The 16819-nt window shown below is 71.5% G+C and carries 14 protein-coding genes; 5 read left to right on the plus strand and 9 right to left on the minus strand.

Going from position 1 to position 16819, the window contains the following annotated elements:
* The 4 genes from ABZX61_RS53920 to ABZX61_RS53935 are packed head-to-tail and all read right to left on the minus strand — an operon-like array spanning nucleotide 1 to nucleotide 3786.
* Complete coding sequence (locus tag ABZX61_RS53920; protein WP_355207921.1) at nucleotides 1-804, minus strand: carbohydrate ABC transporter permease; 804 nt, start codon at nucleotides 802-804, stop codon at nucleotides 1-3.
* Nucleotides 801-1691, minus strand: coding sequence for a sugar ABC transporter permease (locus ABZX61_RS53925; protein ID WP_350725222.1), 891 nt, complete (start codon nucleotides 1689-1691; stop codon nucleotides 801-803). The genes ABZX61_RS53920 and ABZX61_RS53925 overlap by 4 nt, the downstream gene beginning before the upstream one ends.
* Complete coding sequence (locus ABZX61_RS53930; protein ID WP_355207925.1) at nucleotides 1682-2914, minus strand: extracellular solute-binding protein; 1233 nt, start codon at nucleotides 2912-2914, stop codon at nucleotides 1682-1684. Before ABZX61_RS53930 ends, ABZX61_RS53925 begins: the two co-directional genes overlap by 10 nt.
* Nucleotides 2915-2922: 8 nt before the next feature.
* Nucleotides 2923-3786 carry a MurR/RpiR family transcriptional regulator gene (locus ABZX61_RS53935; protein WP_355207928.1) on the minus strand — a complete coding sequence of 288 codons (864 nt, stop codon included), beginning with the start codon at nucleotides 3784-3786 and terminating at the stop codon, nucleotides 2923-2925.
* Nucleotides 3787-3898: 112 nt separating this feature from the next.
* Here ABZX61_RS53935 and ABZX61_RS53940 point away from each other — a divergent pair, with 112 nt between their 5' ends.
* Entirely contained in the window at nucleotides 3899-5539 is a 1641-nt protein-coding gene (locus ABZX61_RS53940; protein ID WP_355207931.1) for a bifunctional metallophosphatase/5'-nucleotidase, read from the plus strand.
* On the opposite strand, the gene ABZX61_RS53945 is transcribed toward ABZX61_RS53940, so the two are convergent.
* Nucleotides 5523-5951, minus strand: a complete 429-nt coding sequence (locus ABZX61_RS53945; protein ID WP_355207933.1) for a hypothetical protein — start codon at nucleotides 5949-5951, stop codon at nucleotides 5523-5525. The genes ABZX61_RS53940 and ABZX61_RS53945 overlap by 17 nt on opposite strands.
* A gap of 84 nt (nucleotides 5952-6035) precedes the next feature.
* On the opposite strand from ABZX61_RS53945, the gene ABZX61_RS53950 reads away from it, so the two are divergent.
* Complete coding sequence (locus tag ABZX61_RS53950; RefSeq protein WP_355207936.1) at nucleotides 6036-6596, plus strand: TetR family transcriptional regulator; 561 nt, start codon at nucleotides 6036-6038, stop codon at nucleotides 6594-6596.
* 6 nt (nucleotides 6597-6602) lie between these two features.
* On the opposite strand, the gene ABZX61_RS53955 is transcribed toward ABZX61_RS53950, so the two are convergent.
* Nucleotides 6603-11558, minus strand: coding sequence for a tetratricopeptide repeat protein (locus ABZX61_RS53955; RefSeq protein ID WP_355207939.1), 4956 nt, complete (start codon nucleotides 11556-11558; stop codon nucleotides 6603-6605).
* Nucleotides 11559-11687: 129 nt separating this feature from the next.
* Here ABZX61_RS53955 and ABZX61_RS53960 point away from each other — a divergent pair, with 129 nt between their 5' ends.
* Complete coding sequence (locus ABZX61_RS53960; protein WP_355207942.1) at nucleotides 11688-12236, plus strand: hypothetical protein; 549 nt, start codon at nucleotides 11688-11690, stop codon at nucleotides 12234-12236.
* A 33-nt stretch (nucleotides 12237-12269) separates the two neighbouring features.
* On the plus strand, nucleotides 12270-12650 hold the full coding sequence (locus ABZX61_RS53965; protein WP_355207945.1) for a hypothetical protein: 381 nt from the start codon (nucleotides 12270-12272) through the stop codon (nucleotides 12648-12650).
* 213 nt (nucleotides 12651-12863) lie between these two features.
* On the opposite strand, the gene ABZX61_RS53970 is transcribed toward ABZX61_RS53965, so the two are convergent.
* On the minus strand, nucleotides 12864-13664 hold the full coding sequence (locus ABZX61_RS53970; protein ID WP_355207948.1) for a pyridoxal-phosphate dependent enzyme: 801 nt from the start codon (nucleotides 13662-13664) through the stop codon (nucleotides 12864-12866).
* 43 nt (nucleotides 13665-13707) lie between these two features.
* Here ABZX61_RS53970 and galK point away from each other — a divergent pair, with 43 nt between their 5' ends.
* The gene (gene galK / locus ABZX61_RS53975; protein WP_355207950.1) at nucleotides 13708-14820 is read left to right on the plus strand and encodes a galactokinase; all 1113 of its coding nucleotides are present in this window, start codon (nucleotides 13708-13710) and stop codon (nucleotides 14818-14820) included.
* Between the two features lie 18 nt (nucleotides 14821-14838).
* Here the strand turns inward: galK and ABZX61_RS53980 are convergent, their stop codons facing one another.
* Both ABZX61_RS53980 and ABZX61_RS53985 read right to left on the minus strand, forming a co-directional pair.
* A complete protein-coding gene (locus tag ABZX61_RS53980) occupies nucleotides 14839-15612 on the minus strand; it encodes an enoyl-CoA hydratase-related protein (protein ID WP_355207952.1) in 774 nt (257 codons plus the stop codon).
* A 3-nt stretch (nucleotides 15613-15615) separates the two neighbouring features.
* The gene (locus ABZX61_RS53985) at nucleotides 15616-16737 is read right to left on the minus strand and encodes a nitric oxide synthase oxygenase (protein WP_355207955.1); all 1122 of its coding nucleotides are present in this window, start codon (nucleotides 16735-16737) and stop codon (nucleotides 15616-15618) included.
* Between the last annotated feature and the right edge of the window lie 82 nt (nucleotides 16738-16819).

Raw genomic sequence — 16819 nt, forward strand, 5'->3', positions numbered from 1 at the left:
TCAACGGTTCATGCCGGCGGTCAGCCCGGCGACGATCTGGCGCGTGGCCAGGACGAAGAGCACGACCAGAGGGATCGTCGTCATCACCAGGCCGGCGAAGAGCGTCCCCCAGTCGTTCTGGAACTGGCCGAAGAAGTGGGTGAGGCCGACCGGCAGGGTCAGCTTGCTCTCGTCCCGCATCAGGACCAGGGGGTAGAAGAAGTCATTCCAGATCGGCACGAACTGGAAGACCACCACCGTCGCGAGCGCGGGCCGGACCAGCGGCAGCATCACGTGCCAGAAGGTCGCGAACGGGCCGGCGCCATCCAGGGACGCGGCCTCGTCCAGCTCGTACGGCAGCTGGCGGAAGAAGGCGGTCAGCACGAAGACGTTGAACGGGACCGACCCGGCCGCGTAGACCAGCACCAGCCCGGCCAGCGAGTCCACCAGCCCCATGCTCTCCAGCAGGTAGAACAGCGGCAGCACGCCCAGGTGGGCGGGCAGCGTCATGCCGGAGATGAAATAGGCGGCGAACATGCCGCGGCCGCGGAACTCCCTGCGGCCCAGCGGGTACGCGGCCAGCAGCGAGACCCCGGCGCCCAGCAGCACCGCGCAGACCACGACGACCGCCGAGTTGACCACGTACGTGGAGAAGGACGCCTCCGTCCACGCCTTGACGTAGTTGCCGAACCCGGTGGGCCGGCCGAGCGGCTGGTCGAAGATCTCGCTGGTGGGCCGGAACGAGCTGAGCACCATGACGAGCAGGGGCGCCATGGAGAAGGCGGCGTAGCCCCAGAGCAGGATCTTGATCGCCAGTGCCCTCATGCCTTCCTCCTCAGGACCCGCTCGAGCAGCAGCGTCGAGCCGAAGATGAAGGTGAACATGAAGACCGCCAGCGCCGAGGAGGTGCCCAGCGCGTTGACGTCGCCCGAGGCGAAGGCGGTCCGGTAGAACAGCAGTCCGAGCACGTCCGTCGCGCCCGCCGGGGCGCCGTTGGAGCCGCCGAGCGCGTAGACCAGGGCGAAGGTGCCCATGCTGCCGATGAAGCTGAGGATCGTGACGGTGGCCATGGCCGGCTTGAGCAGCGGCAGCGTGATGCGCCAGAACACCTGCCAGGAGCCCGCGCCGTCGGTCCTGGCGGCCTCGCCGTACTCCTGGGGGATGCCGCCGAGGGCGGCGCTGAACAGCAGCATCGGAAAGCCCACCCACTGCCAGGTGGTGATCATGATGACGGTCGGCAACGCGGTGTCCGGGTCGCCCAGCCACGGCATCGCCAGGCCGAGCGGCTTGAGGAACGCGTTGACCGGGCCGAAGGCGGGGCTGAGCAGCAGGGTCCACAGGTAGCCGATGACCAGGGGGTTGACCAGGTACGGCAGGGCGAACATGGTCTGCAGGGCCCGCTTGCCGCGCCGTACTCGGGACAGCGCGAGCGCGAAGGCCAGGCCCAGCGTGTTCTGCACCAGCATGGTGCCCGCGAAGAGCAGGAAGTTGTGCCCCAGCGCCGGCAGCAGCTGGTCGAGGAAGGTGCCCGACAGCAGGCCGGCGTAGTTGTCCACCCCGGCGAAGCCGCCGCGCAGCGTGCCCTTCCAGGAGAAGAAGCTGTAGGTCAGGCCGGTGAACAGCGGGTAGACCACGAAGGCCGAGTAGAGGAGGAAGGCGGGGATCAGGAACAGGTACGACGATCCCCGCCCCCGCCGCGTGCCTAGAGCCATGTGGACACGCTCTTGTCGAGCCGCTCCGCCGCTTCCTTGGCGGTGATCCGGCCCAGCAGCATCTCCTGCAGCGCCTTGGAGAACACGGCGGCCGAGGAGGGGTTGCCGTAGGCGAACTCGTTCATGAAGTAGGCCGCGCCGTGCTGCTTGAAGGTGGTGGCGACCTCGCCGAGCAGGGGGTCCTTGGGCGTGACGCCGGGGACGGCGGAGAAGATGCGCAGGGTGTCGGTGTAGAGCTGGCCGTAGTCCTTGGAGGCCAGCCAGGCGGCGAACTTCAGCGCCTCGGCCTTGTGCCTGGTCTTGACGTTGATGCCGTAGGAGCCGTCGGTGAACCCGGGCATGAGGCCCTGGCCCTCCGGCGAGGGCGGCGTGAAGACGCCCAGCTCGACGCCCTTGGCGTTCTCGTTGAAGAAGTTCAGCTCCCACAGGCCGCCGGGGAACATGGCCGCCTTGCCGGAGGAGAACAGGATCTGCGCGTCGGTGTAGGAGACGCCGGCGGCGTTCTCGGGGAAGTACGGCTTGAGCTTGCCGAGCTGCTCGATGCCCGCGACGAAGCGCGGGTCGGCGAACTTCTTCCGCTTGGCCTTGACGTCGGCGAGGAACTCGTCGCCGCCCCACTGGGCGGTGCCGAAGATGCTCGCCACGATCGGCAGCATCCAGTCGTCCTTGCCGCCGAAGGCGAACGGGATGATGCCCTTGGCCTTGAGCTTCTCGGCGGAGGAGATCATCTCGTCGTACGTCTTGGGCGGGGTGACGCCGTTGTCGGCGAAGATCTTCTTGTTGTAGATCACCTGCAGGGTCTGCACGGCGAACGGGACGCCGTACACCTTGCCGTCCTTGTCGCCCTTGGCGGCGCGCAGGACGCCCTCGTCGTAGCTCGCCAGGCCGGGCACGTCCTTGGCGTCGAGCGGGAGCAGCCGGCCGGCCTCGACCAGCGGCTGGAGCTGGGCGCCGGCGCGCAGCCAGGCCAGGTCGGGGCCGCTATCGCCGGCCAGGCCGGTGGACAGGATCGTGTCGTACTCGGTGGCGGTGGTGAAGGAGCGGGCGTCGACGTCGACCCCGGGGTTGAGCTTCTCGTACTCGGCGAACATCTTGTCGTAGTTGGCCTCGGGACCCCACCCCCAGACCGAGAGGGTGACCTTGCCCTCGCCGGCACTGGTGGTGGTCGAAGGGGCACAGGCGGTGAGGGCTGTCGCCAGCGCGACAGCGGCGGCGAGGCGCATGGGGGCTCCTAGCGTGGGGGCAGGCGGTGCTTGGCGACCGCGTCGGTGGCGGCGGTCAGCAGCTGGTTGCTGGTCTGATGGGTGCGTTGGACGACGCCGATGTAGAGGCAGTCCAGGACGAGCATCTGGGTGTGGCGGGCGGCCACCCCGCCGGCGCGGAAGGGGGTGTCCTGGGCGGCGGTGGTGAGGACGATGTCGGCGGCCTCGGCCAGCGGGCTGCGGGGGAAGTTGGTGACCGCGATCGTGGTGGCGCCGCGTTGTTTGGCGATGGTCAGCGGCTCGACGACCTCGGCCGTGGTGCCCGAGTGGGAGATGCCGAGCGCCACGTCGTGGCCGTCGCGCGCGTTGGCGCTGCAGACGGCGTTGTGCACGTCGGTCCACAGCGCGCCCGGCCGGCCGATGGCGTGCAGCCGCAGGTGCAGGTCCATGGCCACGCCGGCGCTGCCGGCGACCGCGAAGAAGTCGATGAACCTGGCGCGCACCAGGGCGGAGGCGGCCCGGTCCACCGCCTCGAGGTCGAGCTGGGCCGCCGTCTCCTCCATCGCGCGCATGTCGCTGGCCAGCAGGCTGCGCAGCACCAGGCTCGCGGGGTCGTCCGGCGAGAAGGCGATCAGGCTCTGCTCGCGCGGGGTGGCGTCGTTGCGGCCGAGCTCGGCCGCCAGCGCCAGCCTGAGCTCGGGGTAGCCGGCCAGGCCCAGCTCGCGGCAGAAGCGGGTGACGGTGGTGAGTGAGGTGCCGCACCGCTCCGCCAGCTCGCCGATGGTCGAGGCGGCCACGGCGGCGGGGTCCGCCAGGATCGTCTCGGCGATGCGCCGGTGGGTCGCGGTGAGGGTGGGCTCGACCCCCCGGATTCTGGCCAGGATCGGTGACATGGGAGGAACACTCCCGCTTTCCGACATGTATGTCAATAGTTCACATTCAACAGACGATGTTAGAAAATTTCCCCCTTGTGTGATCTGCTGGGAGTATGTCACTTTCGAGGCCATGCGGAACTTCCTCCTGGCGCTGGTGCTCGGGAGCGCCGGCCTGCTGCCCACCCGCGCCGACGCGGTGGACATCCAGTTACTGGCCTTCAACGACTTCCACTCCGGCTTCCCGACCAGCTTCGCCATGACGCCGTCCGGCCCGGTCCCGGCGGGCGGCGCCGAGTACCTGGCCGCCCACATGGACCGGCTCCAGCGCGACAACCCCCACGGCACGCTGCGGCTCGCGGCCGGCGACAACATCTCCTCCAGCACCATGAACGCCACCGCCCTGCACGACGAGCCGGGCATCCAGGCGCTCAACCTGATGCGCCTGGACGCCTCCAGCGTCGGCAACCACGAGTTCGACGAGGGCCTGACCGAGTTCCGCCGGATGGAGAACGGCGGCTGCCACCCGATCGAAGGGTGCGCGCTCCCGGGCTTCAAGGGCGCCGACTTCCCGTACCTGGGCGCCAACATCGTCGACACCACCACCGGCAAGCCCGCGATGACCCCCTACATCGTGAAGGAGGTCAAGGGCGTCAAGGTCGGCATCATCGGCGTCAGCTACAAGAACACGCTGAACGAGGCCCCCGGCCCCACCGCGCCGCTGGAGGGACGCGACGAGGCCGAGGCGGTCAACACGTACGCGGCCGAGCTCAAGGCCAAGGGTGTGCGGACCATCGTGGTCCTGATCCACCAGGGCGGCGGTCAGACCGGCGGCGGCCTGCCCAACCAGTGCAACAACCTGGCCGGGCCGATCAAGGACATCGTGCAGCGGTTCGATCCCGAGGTGGACGCGGTGATCTCGGGGCACACGCACAACGCGTACAACTGCGTGATCAACGGCATCCCGGTCACCCAGACCTCGGGCCACACGCGCGAGCTCACCAGGATCTCCCTCACCGTGGACCGGGCGACCGGCAACCCGACCGCCTCCAAGGCCGAGAACCTCACCGTCACCCACGACGTCAAGCCGGACGGCCAGATCGCCGCCCTGCGCCGCAGGACCGACGAGCAGGGGCAGAAGCTGCTGGACCGGCCGGTCGGCCTGCTCGCCCGCGACCTCACCGCCCAGCGCAACGCCGCCGGCGAGTCCACCGTCGGCCACGCCCTGGCCGACGCCCGGCTCTTCGCCACCTCGGCCCCGGAGAACGGCGGCGCCCAGATAGGGATCCAGCCGCCCTACGGCGGCGGCATCGGCGGCGACCTGATCGTCAACCCCACCGGCAACGAGATGTCGAACCTGGTGACGCACGGCAAGGCGCTGCGCGTGCAGCCGTTCAGCAACATGCTCGTCACCATGACGCTCACCGGCAGCCAACTGGAGCGGCTGCTGGAGCAGCAGTGGTGCGGCCAGGGCACCGCCCGCGTGCTCGGCATCTCCCAGGGGCTCACGTACACCTACGACAACGCCAAGCCCGCCTGCGACCGGATCGACCCGGCCACCGTCAAGCTCGACGGGACCGTCGTCGACCCGGCCGCGAAGTACCGCCTGACCGCCAACTCCTTCATCGCGAACGGCGGCGACGGCTTCTCGGTGCTGACCGAGGGCACCGACCGGGTGGAGAAGGTGCGCGACATCGAGGCGTTCGAGTCCTACATCCGGGCGAAGAGCCCGCTGCAGGCCCCGGCCCTGGGCCGGGTCACCCGCCTGAACTAGGACCAGGGCGGTCCCGGGCCGCCACGACGATGAGCGCCCCGGAGACCGTCCCGGCGAAGAACGGGGACGGCACGAGCAGGACGCCGCCCAGCGCACACCACGCCGCGACACCCCAGCCGAGTCCGGCGGGCATCGCCACCCCTCGTCCGGCCAGGTGCCAGATCAGGCACCCCAGGAGGAACAAGGGGACGGCGAAGCCCCCCGGACCGGCCCAGAAGACGAGCTTGTTCTGCAGGGACTCCACCGTCTGGGCGCCGCCCGTGAATTCGAGCGGGACGGCCGCCCACAGCCCCCGGTCCGCCCAGCCGGCGACGTCGCCCCAGGCGAAGAGCGCCAGCAGGGACAGGTGCCCCGCGCCCAGCACCAGCATGATCCCGCTCGCCCAGCGGAGCAGCCGCTTCCTGGAGTCCATCGTGACTCCTTTCTATGTTGGCCAACACAGGCTATATCGCCGGGCATATGCTCTGTCATCCGGCATACCTGGTTAGATGGCCGCATGGCCACGCGACGTATCGAGAGCACTCAGGAGAGCCGCCGGCTGCTGGTGACGGCCGCGGCCGAGCTCTTCGCCGAGAAGGGATACCGGCAGACGAGCTTCATCGACATCGCCGACAAGGCCGGCATCAGCCGCGGCTCCATCCCCTGGCACTTCGGCAACAAGCTCGGCCTGCTGGAAGCGGTGGTGGACGACCAGGTCCAGGCCGCGCCGAGCGGCTTCCCCCCGCCCGCCGGTGATCCGCTCGATCAGGTCATGGACTTCATCCGCCGGCCCGCCACGCGGCTGTTCATCACCCTGCTCGCCGAGGCCGTGGAGGTCGGCTCACCGATCCGCGAGCACTACGCCCGGCTCCACGCGGCACTCCGGCAGGGGGTGCTGGCCCGGATACCGGCGGACGCGCTGCCCCCGGGCACCGACCCGGAGGCGTTCGCGGTCCTGCTGGTGGGGGCCGTCATCGGCGTCCACGCCCAGTGGCGGGTCGCTCCCGAGGCGGTGGACCTGGAGTCCGTCCAGGCCACGCTCCGCGCCCTGCTGCCGGCGGGCCCCGGGAACGCCTGACCCGGCTTACCCGATCTTGGCCAGCAGCGACGAGGCCGTGGGGACGAAGGACGGATCGCCGGTCTCCACCGCCGTCCGCAGCAACCGCCGGGCCAGCTCCATGTCACCCCTCGCGTACCTGATCTCCCCCATCCGGCAGGCGGCCTCGGCCACCAGGTCGGCCTGCTCGGTCAGCCCCAGCGTGAGCTCGTAGTAGCGCAGGGCGCCGTCGTGGTCGCCGAGCCAGTAGCACAGCTCGCCGAGGTGCGCCGCGGCCAGCCCCGACTCGGCGTCCCCCGCGTCGATGACCCGCTGGTACCAGGTGAGCGCCTCGGGGAAGTCCCGGTTCCGCTTGGCCAGCGCGCCCAGGTACATCGCCGCGAGCGCGCTGTAGTGCCCCTCGGCCTCCTCGACGCCCCGCAGGTACCACTGCCGGGCCCGTTCCTCGTCCTCCTCGTGGTACGTCTGCCCCAGCGCGATCGTGGCCCGGGCCGCGAGGTCGGCGTCACCGGCGTCGAGCACCCGCAGGTACGCCTCCCGCCCCTCGTCCACCAGCCCGGCCCCGACCAGCGTCTGCGCCAGCGTGGCCACCGCGATGGGCTCGCCCCCGGCGGCCGCCGCCCGCAACGTGTCCAGGGACGCCTCGGTGTCCCCGCGGTTGCCCTGCAGCATGCCGAGCAGGCTCCCGAACACCCCGCGGACGGGGCTGTCGGCGTCGGCCGCCGCCCGCTGCGCGACGTCGAAGAACGCCTCGGTGTCCCCCTCGTCGTCGAGCAGTTCGAGCAGCCTGCCGCCGGCGACGAACCGTACGTCCGCGTCGTCGTCCCGGCTGAGCCGTTCGTAGATCGCCCGCGCCTCGGCGTGCTCGCCCAGCTCGGCCAGCCGGTCGGCGACGTCGAGCTCGGTGAACGTCCCCCGCCCGGCCAGCTCGAAGTACGCCCGTACGGCGGCCGGGTCCGCACACCGCTCGCCCAGCTCGCGCGCCACGGCGGCGGCCTCGTCGCCCATCAGCCGGAGGATCCGCACGGCCAGGTCGTGCTCGCCGCGGTCGGACGCCTGGTGGGCGAGCACCCGCAGGTTGCCCGCCGCCACCTCGGAGCCGGCGCCCGCGGCGGCCGCGAACGCCTGGGCGGCGCCCATGTGGTCGTCCTCCTCGTACAGCCAGATGCCGAGCTGCACGCCGCCCCGGTCCACCGCGTCGGGCGCGCCGAACTCCATGGCCAGCCGCACCTCCCGGACGGCGCCGGCCGTGTCGCCCAGCCCGCGCAGGGCCTTGGCGAGGTCCACGCGGATGCCGGCCGAGGTGCCCGGGAAGCCGGTCTCCACGCCCCGCCGGTACATGAGGGCCGCGTTCTCCAGGTCGTCCCGCGCCTTGTACGCGTCGCCCCATGCCCAGTAGCCCATCGACACGGTCTCGGGGTCGCCGGTGCCGACGGCCCGCTCGGCCTCCTCCACCACCGCGTCGTGGTCCTCCATGAGGAGCAGGTGGGCGATCAGGTGGCGCTCGCTCTCGAGGTCCCCGGCCGCCGCACCGGCGGTCAGCGCCTCGCGTACGCCCTCGGCGTCGCCCCGCGCGTTGAGGAGGTCGGCCAGCACGACGGCGGTGGCGGGCATCGCGGCGCGGGCCGCCTCGATCGCCCCGTCGAGATCGCCGCGGCGGTGGCGGAGGATGGCGATGTTGCGCCAGGCCATCTCGGCCGTGCGCGGGTGTCCGGTGGCGGGCAGGGTGCTCAGCTCGGCCCGGCAGTGCTGGCCGCGCCCGGCGAGGACCACGCCGAGGTCCACCGCGGCCTGCGCGGCGAGGTCGGGCTCGCCCAGCTCGACGACCACCCGGCAGAGCGCCGCGGCCGCGTGCTCGTCGTCCAGCCCGCGGGCCCGCTCAAGGGTCTCGGCGAGGGGTTCCCGCCGGTCCTGCGGGTCCGCCGCGGCCACCAGCCGGCGTACGGCCTTCGCGTCGTCCTCTTCGAGCGCGAGCAGCACCTCGGCCATCAGCTCCGACCCGGCGAACTCGGTCAGCGCCGCGACCGCCCCCTCCCGGTCGCCGTCGTCGGCCAGCACCCATCCGCGTTCCTTGGCCGAGGCCGTGCCGAGCCGGACGCGCGCGACGGCCGTGAACCATTCGTCGTCGTCCAGGGCGACGACCCGTTCGTAGGCGGAGCGGGCGTACTCGTCGTCGCCCGCTTCGGCCAGCGTCCGTCCCGCCCACATCAGCGCGCCGGACGCGGACTCGGGGTCGGCGGCCACGGCCCGCTCGAACGCCTCCCGCGCCCCCAGCACATCGCCTGTCCTGGCCAGCAGCTCCCCGAGCACCTGTTCCTCGAGCGTATCGCCCGAGCCGGGCGCCAGGAGGGACAGGGCGGCGCTCAGGTCGCCGTGGTCGCGGAGAACGACGGCGAACTTGAGCCGCCCGGCCGCGCCGAACTCCTCCGTCATCAGCTCACCGGCCTCCTGCGCCGCCCCGCTCGCCACGAGCACCTCGGCGAGCCGCACGGTCGCGTCCTTCCTGCGCGCCTCGCTCAGCTCCCCGAGCGCTCCCCGGTAGGCGGCGGCCGCCTCGACCAGCAGCCCGAGCTCCTGCCGCACCTGCCCGATGTCGCGCAGCGTGATGGCGGCCAGGCGCTCGTTGTCACCCTCCGCGACCTGCTCCCACGCCTCCAGAGCCCCGCGCTTGTCCCCCGCCTCGTTCCGCAGCGCGCCGAGGTAGCAACCCGCCTCCTGCCGGTAGTTGGGGTGCCCGGCGGCCAGCACCAGCGAGAGCGCCGCGTCGGCGGCGGCGATCTCGCCGCGCCGCTGCCAGGCGTGCGCGCTCTCCATGGCCAGCATGCTCACCAGGAACGCGTTGCCCTCGTCGTCGATCTCCGCCAGCGCCTCGGCGGCGGCGTCGAGGTCCCGGTCGAGCAGGAACCGGGCGAAGCGCCCCATCTCCTTCGGCTCCCCCGTCGCCAGGTCGAAGGCCGCCCGCGCGGCGGCGAGGTCGTCGACCCGCACCCGGTGCAGCCCGAGCAGCCAGGCGCTGCGCGAGCGGTCGTCCGCGGAGGTCTCCTCCTCGATCTGCCTCTCGTGCAGCCGGCAGACGGCCAGCAGGTCGCCCTGCCGCTCCAGCACCGTGAACAGCGAGGCGGCCGCCTCGATCCGCAGCCCGCGGTTGCCGCCGTCCATGGCCGTCGTGTACGCGGCCCGCGCCTCGCCCAGGTCGTGCTCCGTGACGAGCCCGCCCAGCGCGTACCCCACCCACGGCGCCAGCACCGGATGCCCCTCCGCCGTGGCCCGGCGCAGCAGGTCGAGCGAGGCCTCCTCGTCGGACAGCACCTCCTTGCAGATCACCGCCGTGTACGACAGCGCCAGCGGGTCCCCGCTCTCGGCCGCCGACTCGAACAGCTTGGCCGCGTCCGACAGGTCGTACCCGATCGAGGCCAGCACCTGGGCGAACACGGCGGCGCCGATCGCCGCGACGGCGGGATCGGGATGGTCCATGGCCGCGCGGTAGCGGACCAGCCCCTCCTCCCTGCCCAGTCGCTGGTGGTCGAGCATCGCGCCCAGCACGGGGTGCGCCTCCTCGCCCGACTCGCGCAGCAGGTGCAGCAGGAAGACCGCGCTGAAGCCCTGGAGCACGTCGTCGCCCTCGGCCACGTACGCGAGCAGCTCGTCGGCCTGCTCCCGGTCGCCCTCGCCGATCTCCAGCTGGGCCAGCGTCGCCATGGCCCTGAGCGACTGCGTGGCCGCGCCCGAGTCGGCGGCCCCGCGCAGCAGCAGCCTGGCCCCGGCCACGTCACCGGCCTGCAGGCGGGCCAGCCCCTCGTCGGTGTCCTGGAGCGCCTGCTCCTCGACGGGGTCGGCCAGCGGCTGCTGCCTGGCGGCGTGCTCGAGGAGCAGCGTGGCCTTGAACGCGGCGTCGGGGTCGTCGTGCCCGGACGCGAACCGCGCCAGCTCCATGGCCTCGTCGTACACCTCAGGATGCTGATCGAGCAGCAGGCCGAGCAGCGTGACGCAGATCGACGCCCACTCGTCCTCGCCCGCCTCCAGCACCGCGCGCAGCGCGGCCAGCGCCTCGGCCGTCTCGCCCGCCTCGACGTGCATCTGGGCCAGGCAGGCCTGGGCCTGCACGACGTACTCGCGCTGCCCGCTGGCGATCACGCGGCGGAAGATCGCCTTGGTCTCCTCCACGTCGCCCAGCGACGCGGTCACCTTGGCCAGCTCGATCAGCGACGGCAGCCGGATGTCGGGCCTCGGGTCCTCGGCGGCCACGCGGTAGGCGGCGGCGGACTCGGCGTACTCGCCCAGGTCCACCAACACCGCGCCGAGCAGCTTGTGCGCCATGGCCAGGTGGTCGGGGTGCCCGACGGCGATGGCGTGCTCGCACACCTGCCTGGCCTGCTCGAACTCCTCCTCCTCGGCGTAGATCTGGTACAGCCGGAACGCCGACAGCGACACCACGTCGGGGTCGCCGCAGGTCAGCAGTGCCCGGAAGTCGTCCTCGTCCTCCGCCTCCTCATACAGCTCGCGGGCCGAGGCCGGGTCCTGGAAGTGGAACTCGGGCAGCTCCAGCCGCGCGGCCAGCTCGGCCACCGCCGGGCTGTCACACCTGCGGGCCCGCTCCAGCGCCTCCTCCGCGCCCTCCACGTCGCCCATCTGCGTGAGCACCAGCACCATCGCCGTGTCGGCGAGCGCGGCCACCTCGAAGTCGGCCCCGTCGGACGCGATCGTCAGCACCCGGTGCGCCGCCGGCCACTCCTTGGCCGCGACGAGCATCATGCCCATGGCGATGGCCGAGCGCTGCCCGAACACGGGGTCGCCCGACTGGATCACCGACCTGTGCGCCGCCTCGGCTCCGTCGAGATCCCCCTGCTCCTGCAGCAGGCCCGCCAGCAGGTGGGAGGCTTCCGGGTCCCCTGTGGCCGCGATCTGCCTGAACAGCGCGGCGGCCTGGTCGAGGTCTCCCGCTTTCCAGTGGTCCATGGCCGCGTCGAGCTGTTCTGACGCCATTGCTCACTCCAAAGTCATCCAACAATGTGAAAAAGCTACACATGTGTCACGTCCGTCACAGGCCATTTGTGGAGATGGCGCGTGCTTATGGAGCCCCCGCCGGGCGGGGGAGGCCGTAGCGTAGTCCTCATGGGCAAGGCGTTCTGGATCGATCAAGAGTTCGACAGAGACCGTGACGGGCGCTATGCCGTACACGTTCGCAAGAATCTGGAAGAGTTTGAATGGGGTGACATCGCCCCCGTCAGGTTCGCGTGCGCCGCGTGGCGGCTGGCCACGCCGCCGGCGCTGACCCCCGGTTACGTACGGTGGGACCGGCGCGTGCTCGACGCCACCTGCCACCGCAACACCTGGGACGGCTCGCTCTACGCGCGGGTCAGGGTCGTCTCGCCGCTGCCCGAGGAGCTGACCCGCTCGCGGGCCTGGTGGCGCGACCGGGGGTGGCTGGGCTGGCAGGAGACCTTCGGCCAGTACGTCGAGCCGACCCAGCAGGACCTGGCCCGGCACCCGTTCCTGCGGACCTCGCTGCTCCTGGAGGTGCCCGTGCCCCTGGACGACCTGCCGCCCGAGCCCGAGGGGCCGCACGACGAGGTCGAGCAGCGCGCGCACCGGGCGGTGGTGGTGCTGACCCGCGAGCTCAACGCGCTGGTCGCACCGGTCCTCGACCAGCTCGGCGGCTAGCATGCGCGGATGATCCGCGGGTAGCGGAGGTCCATGAGGAACCTGCTCATCTGGCCGGCGCTCGTGCTGGTCGCCGCAGGCTGCGCCCCTGACACGGCCGCCCCGGCGAGGGCGGCCGAGCGCTTCCACGCGGCCCTCTCCGCGCACCACGAGGACGCCGCGTGCGCGATGCTCACCCGCAAGACCGCCGAGAAGCTCCCCGATCCCGGCCAGACCTGCGCCGAGGCGCTGCGCGAGGCGAAGCTGGGGCCGGGCGGGGCCGTCACGTCGGTCAGCGTGTGGGGCGACGCCGCCCAGGTGCGGCTGGCCGGCGACACGCTCTTCCTGCACCGCTTCACCGACGGCTGGCGGGTCACGGCCGCCGGGTGCGAGCCGGTGCGCGACCTCCCCTACAACTGCGAGGTGGAGGACTGATGCGGGTGATGTTCACGATCACCATGCTGATCATCGTGGTCGGCCTGGCGTTCTTCTTCGTCGTGGGGCTCTCGCGGCTATGAGGTGGGTCAAGGAGAACTCGCCGGCGCTGGCCTTCCTTGTCATGTTCCTGCTCTCGCTGGGCGGACAGGCCGTGGCCGGGATCTACCTCCGGCAGCGGGGGGCACCCGAGTCGAAGCCGGTGGGGGCGGCTCACGCCGAGACGGGTGTGGAGGGCCGACCGGTGATCACGGCGACGATGCGGGTGCCGTCGGGGAAGGCGCCCTGGCGGGCGAGGTCGAGGATCCCGTAGAGCATCTTCGCCACATAGATGCCTTCAACACGATATTTCCCGATAAATGCGTCCAAAGTGGGGGTCGACTTGGCGTAGCCGCCGAAGTGGTAGTCCAGGTTGAGCTCCCAGTTCGCCCAGGTGCGCCCGTACGCCTCCCGCTGCAGCCTGGCCACCTCGCTCACGAGGAAGCCCGCCCCCTTCAGCACCGCGAACCCGATCGCCCGCTTCCCCTCCGGCAGCCCCGCCGAGATCCCGGCCAGCGTCCCGCCGGTGCCGACCGGGCAGCAGATGACGTCGTACTCCGCGGAGATCTCCCCCGGCAGCTCGGCGCACCCGCGCACGGCGGCCGCGTTGCTCCCGCCCTCGGGCAGGATCGCCACGTCGTCGCCCCAGCGCGCCCGCAGCCCCGCCAGCACGCCCTCGGTGTGCTTGAGCCGGTAGGAGGCCCGGTCGAGGTAGGTCAGGGTCATCCCGCACGCTCTCGCGTGGGCGAGCGAGGGGTTCAGCGGCAGGTGCTCCTCGCCCCGGATGACCCCGATGGTCTCGATCCCGTGCCGCCGCCCCGCCTCGGCCACGGCCCTGATGTGGTTGGAGTACGCGCCGCCGAAGGTCAGCAGGCGGGAATGGCCCAGGTTGTACCGGAGTTTGCGGGGTTTGTTGTCGTCGTGCATCAGGAACAATCGGACCCGGCCGAGCCCGGGATCCAGGAGCTCTTCCATGGCGCTAGTCTACGGTCGAGGCTTTGTTGAGGAGTGTTCGATTATGCGCGTTGTTGAAGCTTTCCGTGCCGCCTATGGCGCGGCCCCCCAGACCGTCTGGCGTGCGCCCGGCCGGGTCAACCTGATCGGCGAGCACACCGACTACAACGACGGCTTCGTCCTCCCCTTCGCCGTGCCGTGGGGCGTCACGGCCGCGATCACGCCGCGCACGGACGGCACCATCCGGCTCCTCTCCCTCCAGGCTCCCGGCGAGCCCGTCACGATTCCCAGTCACGACCAGTCGGCGGGCTGGACGCGCTACGTCGTCGGCGTCTTCGCCATGCTGGGCGACCGCGTGCGGGGCGCGGACATCGCGATCGACGGCGATGTCCCGCCGGGCGCCGGCCTCAGCTCCAGCGCCGCCCTCGAGGTGGCCGTCGCCTCCGCGCTCAACGACCTGCACGACCTGGGCATGACGCCCATGGAGATCGCCCTGCTCAGCCAGAAGGCCGAGAACGATTTCGTCGGCATGCCCTGCGGCATCCTCGACCAGGCCGCCTCGGCGCTGTGCGAGGAGGGGCACGCGCTGTTCCTCGACTGCCGCTCGCTCGGCTCCCGCAACATCCCGCTCGACCTGGCCGCCCACGGGCTGAGCATGCTGATCATCGACACGCAGGTCCACCACCAGCACGCCGACGGCGAGTACGCCAAGCGCCGCGCCGAGTGCGAGTCGGCGGCCCGCAAGCTCGGCGTCCCGGCCCTGCGCGACGTCACGGACCTGGCGGCCGCCCTCGATCAGCTCCAGGGTGACGAGCGCAAGCGCACGATGCACATCGTCACCGAGAACCACCGCGTCGAGGCCCTCATCGGCCTCCTGCGCGCGGGCGCCGTCACCGAGATCGGCGCCCTCCTCAACGCCTCGCACCTGTCGCTCCGGGACCAGTACGAGGTCTCCTCGCCGGAGCTGGACGTCGCGGTCGAGGCCGCCATCAAGGGCGGGGCGCGGGGCGCCCGGATGACGGGCGGCGGCTTCGGCGGCTCCGCCATCGCCCTGGTGCCGGTGGACCGCCTGTCCAGTGTCGAGGAGTCGGTGACCGGCGCGTACGCGGAGCACGGCTTCCAGCCTCCGCGCTTCCTGCCCGCCACCCCGGCCCGCGGCGCCCACCGCCTGGCCTGAGCCGCCTACCCTGCCCGCTTACAGGGGCGGGAAGTTCGGCGGGCGTCGCTCCAGGAAACTGGCGACGCCCTCCGCGAAGTCGGGGCGGTCGAAGGAGGCCATCATCTCCTGCACGGCCGCCTTGGCGGAGTCCTCCAGGGTGGCGTCCCAGTCGTGCCACACCTGCCGCTTGATCACCGCCATGGACGCCGGCGAGCTGTAGGCGGCGAGCTCCCGGGCGTACGCCTGCGCCTCGGAGAGCAGGCCCTCCCCCGGCACGACCCGGTTGACCAGCCCGAGCTCGTACGCCTCGGCCCCGGTGAACACCCGCCCCGACAGCAGGACGTCCATGGCCCGCTGCTGCCCCATGAGCCTGGGCAGCACCCACGACAGCCCGTACTCCGCGATCAGCCCCCGGCGCGGGAACGCCGTGGTCCACTTGGCGTCCGCGGCCGTGAAGACGAGATCGCAGACGAGCGCGTGCACCATGCCCAGCCCCGCGCAGGCCCCGTTGACGGCGGCGATGATCGGCTTGCCGATCGTGGTCGGGAACGTGTTGGGCCGCGGGTCGGGCTCCACGTCGTAGGTGCCGTTCTGGATCGCCGCCAGCGCCTTGAAGTCCGCGCCCGAGCAGAACCCCTTGCCCGCGCCCGTGACCACGACGGCCCGCACCTCCGGGTCCTTCTCGGCCTCCGCCAGCAGGTCGAAGTAGCGCCGTCCCAGGGCGTCCGTCCACGCGTTGAGGGTGTCGGGACGGTTGAAGGTCAGTGTGAGTACGCCCTGGTCGAGGGATGAGAGCACGAGTTCTGCCATGCCCTAACCGAACCATGTTCTAGGCCGGGAAGGCAAGGACGGCGGCTGGCGGTGATGGACGAAGGCGGGGCTCAGAACGCTGGTGTCGTAGTAGCGGTGGAAGACGGGGGTGACGCCGCCCGACATCGGGGGCACGATCCACGACCAGTCCGCCGGGCAGACGCGCCCGGCCTTCTCCTCGCGCGACAGGTGGGTGAGGAAACGGCGCGACTCGGTGTGGTGATCGGTCATCGTGACCCCCTTCCGCTCGAACGAGTGCAGCACCGCCACGTTCAGCTCCACCAGCGCGTGGTCCCGCCACAGGGTCCGCTCGGTCGAGGTGTCCAGCCCGAGCCGCTCCGCGACGACCTTGAGCTGGTCGTACCTGTCGGCGTCCGCGAAGTTGCGGGCGCCGATCTCGGTGCCCATGTACCAGCCGTTGAAGGGCGCGCACGGGTAGCAAATGCCGCCGACCTCCAGACACATGTCGGAAATAGCCGGAACGGCATGCCAACGCAGGCCCAACTCCTCGAACCACTGATACTCCGGATGCACCAGCGGCACCTCCAGCACGACGTCACCCGGCAGGTTGCACAGCAACGGATCGCCCAGGCTCGGCTGGATGATCACCGGCAGCACGTCGAACCGGCCGGACCTGCCCTGCCAGCCCAGCGCCTTGGCCAGGTCCGTGAGCTCCGCATTGTGCGGGTCCCCCACGATGCGGCCCTCCCCGGTGCGGTGTCCCGCGTACCGGATGAGCTGGTCGTTCAGGATCCGGGGGCCGGGCAGCGCCGGGGTGTCGGGCGGCAGGACGGTCACCGTCGGCCTGATCCTGCCGTTCCCGGTGGCCACCCGCAGGTGCTCGACGCACTCCAGGGCGACCCCCTCGGCCGTGGTCACCTGCCTGCGGTCGCGCACCTTCAGCGAACGCCAGTAGAGCCGTCCGATGCACCGGTTGCTGTTGCGCCAGGCCACCCGGGCGCCGAACTCCAGCTCCTCGTACGTGTGGGTGTAGGTCCCGTGGCGGGCCACGTCTCTGGAGACGTCGCGCAACCGGGCGTGCAGGCCTCCGGCCTGGGGGTTCTCGGCGTGGAAGAGCCTGATGAAGCGCTCCGCCTCGCGGAAGTCGGTGGTTCGCTCAAGCACTGCCTGCACGGTCAGGGCATCGAAGGGGCGCAGGCTCGTAATCCAGGTACGCACGCGGCAATCAGCACTTCTCCGTCATCGG

The organism is Nonomuraea sp. NPDC003709 (assembly GCF_040610775.1).
Classification (GTDB): domain Bacteria; phylum Actinomycetota; class Actinomycetes; order Streptosporangiales; family Streptosporangiaceae; genus Nonomuraea; species Nonomuraea angiospora_A.

Excerpts from the sequence above, each read along its gene's own strand:
- ABZX61_RS53940 (WP_355207931.1), top strand. The coding sequence starts at position 3,899 with ATGCGGAACTTCCTCCTGGCGCTGGTGCTCGGGAGCGCCGGCCTGCTG.
- ABZX61_RS53955 (WP_355207939.1), bottom strand. The coding sequence starts at position 11,558 with ATGGCGTCAGAACAGCTCGACGCGGCCATGGACCACTGGAAAGCGGGA.
- ABZX61_RS53960 (WP_355207942.1), top strand. The coding sequence starts at position 11,688 with ATGGGCAAGGCGTTCTGGATCGATCAAGAGTTCGACAGAGACCGTGAC.
- ABZX61_RS53925 (WP_350725222.1), bottom strand. The coding sequence starts at position 1,691 with ATGGCTCTAGGCACGCGGCGGGGGCGGGGATCGTCGTACCTGTTCCTG.
- ABZX61_RS53970 (WP_355207948.1), bottom strand. The coding sequence starts at position 13,664 with ATGGAAGAGCTCCTGGATCCCGGGCTCGGCCGGGTCCGATTGTTCCTG.
- ABZX61_RS53935 (WP_355207928.1), bottom strand. The coding sequence starts at position 3,786 with ATGTCACCGATCCTGGCCAGAATCCGGGGGGTCGAGCCCACCCTCACC.
- ABZX61_RS53930 (WP_355207925.1), bottom strand. The coding sequence starts at position 2,914 with ATGCGCCTCGCCGCCGCTGTCGCGCTGGCGACAGCCCTCACCGCCTGT.
- ABZX61_RS53945 (WP_355207933.1), bottom strand. The coding sequence starts at position 5,951 with ATGGACTCCAGGAAGCGGCTGCTCCGCTGGGCGAGCGGGATCATGCTG.
- ABZX61_RS53980 (WP_355207952.1), bottom strand. The coding sequence starts at position 15,612 with ATGGCAGAACTCGTGCTCTCATCCCTCGACCAGGGCGTACTCACACTG.
- ABZX61_RS53965 (WP_355207945.1), top strand. The coding sequence starts at position 12,270 with ATGAGGAACCTGCTCATCTGGCCGGCGCTCGTGCTGGTCGCCGCAGGC.
- ABZX61_RS53950 (WP_355207936.1), top strand. The coding sequence starts at position 6,036 with ATGGCCACGCGACGTATCGAGAGCACTCAGGAGAGCCGCCGGCTGCTG.
- ABZX61_RS53920 (WP_355207921.1), bottom strand. The coding sequence starts at position 804 with ATGAGGGCACTGGCGATCAAGATCCTGCTCTGGGGCTACGCCGCCTTC.
- galK (WP_355207950.1), top strand. The coding sequence starts at position 13,708 with ATGCGCGTTGTTGAAGCTTTCCGTGCCGCCTATGGCGCGGCCCCCCAG.